Below are 8,179 nucleotides of genomic sequence, written 5' to 3' on the forward strand. Positions count from 1 at the left end.
CGGGCAGGGGAACGGGTGGGGTAAAGCGCCCGGCCGGGGGCCGGCCCGCGCCCACGGGCGTGGGCGCGCGGGGGGGGGCCCCCCCCCCCCACAGCTCTCAGGGGGCCACCGCGCGGCCCGTCTGCGGGGAGATCGTCCCTGCGCACAGGCCTCGGGAGGTCAGGGTCTGGGCGATGCGGGGGATGGCCGCCAGGGTGTTGGCCGGCCAGTCGTGCATGAGGATGATCTGGCCGTTGGTGAGGCGGGCGACGGACTGGACGATCGCGTCGGTGCTCGCGCCGTTCCAGTCCTGGGAGTCGACGTGCCAGATGATCTCGGTCAGGCCGTACCGGGCCGCGACCGACTTCACCGTCGCGTTGGTCTCGCCGTACGGCGGGCGGAACAGTTTCGGTGTGCCGCCTCCCGCGTTGGTGACGGCCTGCTGGGTGCGGGAGATCTCGGAGTCGATCTGCGCCTGGCTCAGCCGGGTCAGGTGCGGGTGGGTGTAGCTGTGGTTGGCGACCCACATGCCGGCCGTCACCTGGGCGCGGACGAGGGACGGGTCGGCGGCCGCGTACTGGCCCTGGTTGAACATGGTGGCCCGCAGGCCGTTCTGCCGGAGCGCGCCGAGCAATTGCGTCGTGGTGCCGGAGGGGCCGTCGTCGAAGGTGAGTCCGACGTAGCCGGCACCGCAGGCGGCTGACCGCTCCGGGGCGGCGGTCGAGGCCGTGGGGGCCGTGACTGTCAGGGCCGCGGCTCCGGCGGCCGCGAGGACGGTCAGCGCGCGTTTCGCCGTCACGACCCCACCCTGATGGTGGAGCTGCCGCTGCTCCGGTAACCCTCCGTGGCCATGATCATGTAGTACTTGAAGTTGCCCAGGGGCATCCCGGCCCGGCCCCACGCGTCGAAGTGGTTGCCGGTCGTGATGGTGCCGCCCGTCCGCTTCGACTGCCGCACGCTCCAGTACTGGTCGAAGGTCTTCGTGCCCTCGACGGACGGGGCGTTGTACCGCGTCGTCTTGTACGTGCCGCCGTCGCTGGTGACGGTGCCCTTGTACGCGTCCAGGCAGAGCAGGAGCAGATGCAGCACGATCGTCAGGAAGAGGGCGAAGCCGTCCGACTTGGCGACCTCCTTGAGGCCGTGGGCGCGGGTGAGGATGCCGTCGGTGTCCAGGTCGGCGGCCCGCTGCCGGGTCTTGTCGTCGATGGCCTTCTGGAGCGCGGGCTGGTAGTCGTCGGCGGCCCGGTCCTTGCGGGCGGACAGGGTCCGGCCCTGCGCGACCATGTCCTCCAGCTGCTTCTCGTACGTCTTGACCTTGCTGTTCTTCTCGTACTCCGACGTGGCCTTCCGGGCCCGTTCGCAGGTGATGGTGACGTCCCGCACGCCGCCCCGCCAGATCCGGTACAGCAGGTACCGGTCGCGGGCGCCCTCGCCGATCAGCACCTTCCCGGCCTCGAACCGCGTCGGCACCCCCAGGCCCAGCAGCTCCCGCCGCGCCTCGGACGGCACCGCCCCCAGCAGACTGCGCGCGGGCCACTCCACGGAGTCGTACGGCATGGCAGGCTCCCCCCGGCCGGTCGGCGAACCACGAGCTAGTGCTGTGACCGCATAGGTTCGCCGGTTCGTATGCCTTACGCTTACAGGTTGTTCGCATAGAAGCTGACGAGTCGTTCGACGGCAGCGTCGACGTATTCGGGTTCGTCGTACATCTCGTAGTGGCCGGCGCCGTCGATCACCATGAGGTCGACGGGGTTGGGGGCCAGCTTCCACAGCTGCATGCCGGTGTCGTAGGAGCCGGTGTTGCCGATGCGTCCGGCGAGGATGACCTGCAGGGGCTGGGTCATGAGCTGATCGGCCAGGTGGAAGGCGTCGTAGCCCAGCAGGTGGGAGTCGCCGCGCAGGAGGCGCCGGTTCGTGGAGTGTTCGTTGCCGCCGCGCTCGGTGCGGTAGTAGGTGATGGCCTGAGTGGTGTCGATGTCGGTCAGGCCCGCTGCCGCGGCGTCCTCGAGGGTGTCGGGCAGCCAGTTCACGCGGGTCATCTCGCTGGAGCGGGCCTCTTCGGTCCGTGCGTCCGCGAGGGCGTCGAGTGCTGCGGCCGGACCGTCGGGGGGGAAGCTGCGGAACGCGTTGCCGATGTTGACGGGGACGACCGTACCGACCGCCTTGATGCGGTGGTCCGTGCGGGCGGTGTGAACGGCGTAGCCGCCACCGGCGCAGATGCCGAGGACGCCGATGCGCTGCGGGTCGATGCCGGGGGTCGTGGTGAGCACGTCGATGGCGTAGGAGATGTCCTCGCCTCGGCGGGAGGGGTCTTCGAGGTCGCGGGGCTCGCCCTCGCTCTGGCCCTGGTGGGCGGGGTCGAGGACAAGGGCGGCGATGCCGTGAGCGGCGAGACGGGAGGCGTAGTTGGCGCCGATCTGCTCCTTCACGCTGCTGCCTGGAGTGGAGAGCACCACGGCGCGCAGCGGTGCGCTGCTGTCGGCGTTGTCGGGCAGGTGGAGGTCCGCGGCGAGGTTGATGGGACCGCGCGGGATCGTGAGGTGCTGAAGCATGCCTGGCTTCCTTCGTGAGATTGTTGTTCCATAGGAGTCCAGTACAAAACAACATCTTGTACGATCTGAAACTAATACGAAACCGTATCACCTGGATGGAGGGTCGATGTCAGTCGACGGGGCGCAGCTGTGGACGCTGAACCAGCGGCTGCTGGGTGTTGTGATGGATGCCTGCACGGGGGAGCTGGCCGAGCTCGAGTTGGAGACGAAGGAGTTTTTCGTCCTGGCCGAGGTGGAGGCGTCGCCGTACCCGGCTGAGATCGCGACTGCGCTGCTGCTGCCCAAGGCGAGCGTGACGGTCTACGTTCGCAACCTCGTCGCCAAGGGCTTTGTCCGCCGCGAGATCGACGAGGCGGACTTGCGGCGTCATCGGCTCGTACTGACCGCTGAGGGCACGCAAGCACGCGATCGAGCACTTGCAGCTCTCGCGGCGGAGTACGACCGCAGGTTGGCGAGGGTCACCCCCCAGGACCGCGTTGAGCTGCAACGCATCCTCAAAGCGATGCTCGCCTCGCCCGCGTCAGGCCGTATGCGCGAGTGATTCGTCTGTCCGGTGCTCTGCTGCACGTTCGGGCCGCGACCGCATGGATTTGTCAGATCGTTCAGGTTGCGACGGCAAGGGACGTCCGCCCCAGCGGATGCCCTTCTCGCTTCGGACGCGGGCACGTTCGCGACGCTGCGCCGCGAGGATGTCGGGGTGGCGGGTGTTGGTGTTTCGCCAGCGCAGGTAGGCGTGCAGGGCCCGGGTTTGCACGCTGTGGTTGCGGTGGTTGGAGTTGGCAATCGTGAACTGCCGCAGTGGCCCGAAATGGGCTTCGATCGGGTTGGCCCACGAGGCGTAGGTCGGGGTGAAGCACAGCTCGACACGGTTCTTCTTCGCCCAGCGACGGATCTTGTCGCCCTTGTGGGCGGACAGGTTGTCCAGGATGACGTAGATCGGGGCGCCGTCCGGGCGCGCGGCCCGGATCGACCTCAGTGCGGCCAGGGTGTTCACCGCACCCTTCTTGCGGCGGTTGACGCCCCACAGCCGGTAGTCGCCGACGGAATAGCAGCTGTGGAAGTACCGCACCCCGTGGGTGCGGTGGTAGGTCGCGGGATGGCGCTCGGGGTGACCGGCGGGAGCCCAGCCGGCCCCGGCGGTGGGGCGGATGCCGAGCGGCCCGAACTCGTCGAACGCGAACACGCGGTCCGCGAAGCGTTCCAGCACCTCCTCGATGCGGTCCAGCTTGGCGTCACGCTCGGGCTCGGCCGACTCCTTCCAGGTTTTGGTGCGCTGGAAGGTGATGCCGCGGCGGGCGAGCAGGCACCGTAATGCCTCGCGGCCGATCCGGATCACACGGCCGTGCACCTTCCGCAGGTAGGCGGCGAGTTTACGGATCGACCAGCGGGTGAAGGGCTGGCCGAGCTTGGTCGGGCGGGTGATGGCCGTCTGGACGACGAAGTCCTCGTCGTCAGGACTGAGCAGGCGGGGGCGGCCTCCCGCCCAGCGAGGGTCCAGGCAGGCAAGGCCGATCTCGTTGAACCGGTGGATCACATCCCGGACGGTGTCCTCGTCAGCCTGCACCAGCTTCGCGATCACCGGGACCCGGTTTCCGCCGGCCGAGGCCAACAGCATCATCGCGCGCCGGTACCGCACCGAACTGGTGCTGCCCCGGCGCACGATCTGCTGCAATTTCTGCCCCTCCTGGTCGGTCATTCTGCGCACACGGACAGGCTCAGCCACCACACCCCCAACGGTTGGGTCGGACGTCTCCGGACATCCAACCGCTGGAACCGCCGACCCGGCGAACCTTCCCGGTCAGAGCACTAGGTGCATCCTGCCCGCTGTTCATGCCCGGGGACGCGGAACACGGGAAAGTCCGGTGTCCCGCTCACGCCGGTACGGACACCACGCTGCGGCCCGTCTCGTGCGCGTAGAGCGCCGCACGGTCGTGCAGGGCCGCGTGCACCGCCATCTGGGCGTCCCGGCGGCGCTGGGCGGGGCCGTCCGGGAGGTGCAGGATGCCCGCGTTGCCGCGGGAGCCGCGCTGGACCTCGGCGGTGCGCGGGATGCGCAGCGCCTCGTAGCGGGCCAGACGGTCGGGGATCGCCCTTGCCGGGGCGTCGGCCAGGCAGGCGGCCAGGTCCACCGCGTCCTCGATCGCCTGGTTGGCGCCCTGCGCCATGAACGGGAGCATGGGGTGGGCCGCGTCGCCGAGCAAGGTGATGCGGTCGGTGGACCAGGTGCGCAGCGGCGGCCGGTCGTGCAGCGCCCACTGGTGGGTCGTCTCCACGGCCGCGACGATGTCGGCGACCAGGCCCGCCCAGGAGCCGAAGACCGCCCGCAGCTCGTCGGGGTCGCCCGGCCGGGACCAGGACTCGCGGGGCGGCGCGTCGGAGGGCAGCGGCACGGTCGCGGCGTAGCTGAGGTACGCGCCGGACGCGACCGGGTAGGCGACGAAGTGCCCGCCCGGCCCGAGCCACAGCCGCACCAGGCGCTCGCGGGCCTCGGCAGGCAGCGCGTCCACGGGCACCAGGCCCCGGTAGATGCCCAGGCCCGAGTAGACCGGCTCGTCGCGGCGCAGCGTCTCGCGGACCGTGGAGTGGATGCCGTCCGCGCCGACCACCACGTCCGCCTCGCGCACCGACCCGTCCTCGAAGGAGAGCCGCACGCCCGTCCCACCCGGCAGTTCGCGCGCCGCGCTCAGCTTCTGGCCCAGGCCCAGCCGGTCCCGGTCGACCAGGGAGAGCAGCGCGTCGTGCAGATGCGCCCGGTGGATCGTCAGATACGGCGCGGCGAACATGCGCTCGCAGTCCGCGCCGAGCGGTGTGCGCGCGATGGGCCGCCCGTTCCAGCCGCGCACCTCCATCGCGTCGATCCGCACCGCGTGCTCCTCGAGCGCCGGGCCGAGGCCGAGGCGCAGCAGCGGGCGGATCGCATTGGGGGAGAGCTGGACGCCGGCGCCCACCTCGGCCAGTTCACGGGTCTGCTCGTGGATCACGTACGGCGTGCCGCTCGCGCTCAGCGCGCCGGCCAGGGTCAGTCCGCCGATGCCCGCGCCGACGATGGCGACCGTCGGCCGCTCCCCGCCGGCCGGCTCCGCGGCGTTCCCGGGCAGCCGCCGCCCTCCTGTGTCTTCGCCCAACAGCACCTCAGGGACCGCCTTCCGCGTCTTCGCGCCCCGTCCGCGCACCGCAGTACCGCGGGCGACGTGGACGCACTGTCATCGGTCGTGTCCCCGAGCATGTGGCGCCCGTTACCGGACGGCAACGTCACGCCGCACCGTGCTGACAACTGTCGCCGCTTGCGTGACGGACGTCATCGAAACCCCGTCACGCCTGCTGCCGCACCCCCGTCCGGCCCTAACTTCCGGAAGGAGAAGACCGGTTACGACACCTGGAGGCACGCGGTGACACGCGAACGAGAAGTGGAGCGACCGCGGTGACCGCGGTGGCCGTCGAGGGCCTGCTCAAGAAGTACGGAGACCACGAGGCCGTGCGCGGCGTCGACTTCGCCGTCGAGGAGGGCGAGATCTTCGCCCTGCTCGGACCGAACGGCGCCGGCAAGACCACCACCATGGAGATCCTGGAAGGCTTCCGCCACCGCGACGGCGGCGACGTCCGGGTCCTCGGCCGCGACCCCGGCGACAAGGCCGACGGGCGCCGGCTGCGCGGGCAGATCGGACTGGTGCTCCAGGACATCGCCGTGGAGCCCTACCTGTCCGTGCGGGAGACCATCGCCCGCAACGCCGGCTACTACCCGGCCCCGCGCGACGTCGACGAGGTCATCTGCCTCGTCGGCCTGGAGGAGAAGCGGGACGCGAAGGTCAAGGACCTGTCCGGCGGGCAGAAGCGGCGGCTCGACCTCGCCCTCGGCGTGATCGGCGACCCGAAGCTGCTGTTCCTCGACGAGCCGACCACCGGCTTCGACCCGGGCGCCCGCCGCGGCGCCTGGGAGGTCGTGCGGAGCCTGCGCGACGCCGGCACGACCATCCTGCTGACCACCCACTACATGGACGAGGCGCAGGCCCTGGCCGACTCCGTCGCCGTCATCGCCGCCGGGCGGATCGTCGCCGCGGGAACGCCCGACACCATCGGCGGACGCGACAGCGCTCTCGCCCGCATCCGCTTCGCCCTGCCGGCCGGCGCCGCCATCGACGACGTGCCCATCCCGGTCAGCGACGCCGAGGAGGGCCTCGTCACTGCCGAGGCGGCGGAGCCCACCGCCGCACTGCACCGGCTCACCTCCTGGGCCCTGGAGCGGGGCACGCCGCTGGAGCGGCTGACGGTCGAGCAGCCCACCCTGGAGGACGTCTATCTGGGGCTGACCAGTTCGTACGCACAGCAGGACGCCTCGTCCCCGTCCACCGAGCGGGGCAGCACACCGTCCTCGGCGGCGCGTGCGCGCCGAGGGCGCCGACCCGGACGGAGCCGACGATGACCAGCACCCTGCCCCCCACGACCACCGAGACCACCCGGCGGGCCGACCGCGCCGGGCGCGAGCGGCCCGACGAACGGGGCTCCCTCGCCCTGCTCGTCCACCAGATCCGCTACGAGCAGCTGTCGTTCTGGCGCAACCCGCAGTCGATGGTGTTCACCTTCGTCCTGCCCATCGTGATCATCTCGGTCTTCGGCGCCGTGTTCTCCGGCAGCGAGAGCGAGGACTTCTTCTTCGGACTGAGCGGCCTGCAGTACTACACGCCGACCATCGCGGCCGTCTCCGTGCTCGGCGCCTGCTACGGCCAGCTGGCGATCGTCCTCGCCATGCGCCGGCAGACCGGCGTCCTCAAGCGGCTGCACGCCACCCCGCTGCCCGCCTGGGTGTACTTCGCGGGCGTGCTCGTGCACTGCGTCGTCGTCAGCGTCGTCGACGTGGCACTGGTCATCGGCATCGGGCGCCTGTACGGGGTGCCGTGGCCCGCCGACTGGCCGGCCCTCGCCCTCACCCTGGTGCTCGGCGCGGCCAGCTTCTGCGCCCTCGGCGTCGGCGTGGCCTCGCTGATCCGCAACTCCGAGGCGGCGCCCGCGGTCGTGCAGTTCATCCAGTTCCCGCTGGTGTTCATCTCCGGCAGCTACTTCCCGATCCACTCGGACGTCATGAACACCATCGCCGGGGTGCTGCCGGTGAAGCCGTTCAACGACGCCATGCTCGCGCCGTTCGCGCACCACGGCGGCTTCCAGTGGAAGGAACTGGCGGTGCTGGCGGCCTGGGGCGTCGTCGGCGCCCTGATCGCCGTGCGCAGCTTCCGCTGGGACCCGCGCCCCGAGTAGAGCGCTCCGTCCCGACCATCGAGGGGGCCTCCTGGAGGCCCCCTCGGCGCGTGCCCCGCCCCCCGCTCCCGGAAGGAACCCCCACCATGTCCCTCGACCACACCACCCGCCTGCACCCGGCCCTGACCGGAGCGTGGCGCCTCGAACCGGCCGACTCCACCGTGGAGTTCACCGGCCGGCACTTCTTCCTCCTGCCTGTAGGCGGCTCGTTCCCGGTGCGCTCGGGCCGCGTCGAACTCGCCCCGGACGGCACCCTGGTCCGCCTCGACGCCACGGTAGCCGCCGCGGGATTCGAGACCGGCAACCCGCAGCACCACGTCGTCGACCCCGGCGCCGGTGAGGCGTCGACCCCGGCCGCCGACGTCGCGCACGCCGCCGACCGCCTCCTCAACAGCAGG

Annotated in this window: 8 protein-coding genes and 1 pseudogene; 4 read left to right on the plus strand and 5 right to left on the minus strand. The window is 71.1% G+C overall.

The annotated features are described in order from the left end of the window. Nucleotides 1-97 precede the first annotated feature (97 nt). The 3 genes from ABZ281_RS27275 to ABZ281_RS27285 all read right to left on the minus strand — a co-directional run bounded on the left by ABZ281_RS27275 (nucleotide 98) and on the right by ABZ281_RS27285 (nucleotide 2,531). Entirely contained in the window at nucleotides 98-778 is a 681-nt protein-coding gene (locus tag ABZ281_RS27275) for a polysaccharide deacetylase family protein (RefSeq protein ID WP_356659603.1), read from the minus strand. After that, nucleotides 775-1,536 carry a glycoside hydrolase family 11 protein gene (locus ABZ281_RS27280; RefSeq protein WP_356659605.1) on the minus strand — a complete coding sequence of 254 codons (762 nt, stop codon included), beginning with the start codon at nucleotides 1,534-1,536 and terminating at the stop codon, nucleotides 775-777. Before ABZ281_RS27280 ends, ABZ281_RS27275 begins: the two co-directional genes overlap by 4 nt. 80 nt (nucleotides 1,537-1,616) lie before the next feature. Beyond that, the gene (locus ABZ281_RS27285) at nucleotides 1,617-2,531 is read right to left on the minus strand and encodes an alpha/beta hydrolase (protein WP_356659607.1); all 915 of its coding nucleotides are present in this window, start codon (nucleotides 2,529-2,531) and stop codon (nucleotides 1,617-1,619) included. Between the two features lie 106 nt (nucleotides 2,532-2,637). Here ABZ281_RS27285 and ABZ281_RS27290 point away from each other — a divergent pair, with 106 nt between their 5' ends. After that, nucleotides 2,638-3,072 (plus strand): MarR family transcriptional regulator, encoded by a 435-nt coding sequence (locus ABZ281_RS27290; RefSeq protein ID WP_214965904.1) that lies wholly within the window; start codon nucleotides 2,638-2,640, stop codon nucleotides 3,070-3,072. Nucleotides 3,073-3,147: 75 nt separating this feature from the next. Here ABZ281_RS27290 and ABZ281_RS27295 read toward each other — a convergent pair. Together ABZ281_RS27295 and ABZ281_RS27300 are read right to left on the minus strand one after the other, a co-directional pair. Beyond that, nucleotides 3,148-4,254, minus strand: a pseudogene (locus ABZ281_RS27295) (IS630 family transposase); the annotation flags it as partial. Between the two features lie 148 nt (nucleotides 4,255-4,402). Then, nucleotides 4,403-5,662, minus strand: coding sequence for an FAD-dependent monooxygenase (locus ABZ281_RS27300; RefSeq protein ID WP_356659609.1), 1,260 nt, complete (start codon nucleotides 5,660-5,662; stop codon nucleotides 4,403-4,405). Between the two features lie 290 nt (nucleotides 5,663-5,952). Here ABZ281_RS27300 and ABZ281_RS27305 point away from each other — a divergent pair, with 290 nt between their 5' ends. The 3 genes from ABZ281_RS27305 to ABZ281_RS27315 all read left to right on the plus strand — a co-directional run. After that, nucleotides 5,953-6,951 carry an ABC transporter ATP-binding protein gene (locus tag ABZ281_RS27305; RefSeq protein WP_356659611.1) on the plus strand — a complete coding sequence of 333 codons (999 nt, stop codon included), beginning with the start codon at nucleotides 5,953-5,955 and terminating at the stop codon, nucleotides 6,949-6,951. After that, the gene (locus tag ABZ281_RS27310; RefSeq protein ID WP_356659613.1) at nucleotides 6,948-7,781 is read left to right on the plus strand and encodes an ABC transporter permease; all 834 of its coding nucleotides are present in this window, start codon (nucleotides 6,948-6,950) and stop codon (nucleotides 7,779-7,781) included. The genes ABZ281_RS27305 and ABZ281_RS27310 overlap by 4 nt, the downstream gene beginning before the upstream one ends. A gap of 86 nt (nucleotides 7,782-7,867) precedes the next feature. Continuing rightward, a partial coding sequence (locus ABZ281_RS27315) for a YceI family protein (protein WP_356659615.1) occupies nucleotides 7,868-8,179 on the plus strand: 312 nt, incomplete at its 3' end.

The organism is Streptomyces sp. NPDC006265 (assembly GCF_040613555.1).
Classification (GTDB): Bacteria; Actinomycetota; Actinomycetes; order Streptomycetales; family Streptomycetaceae; genus Streptomyces.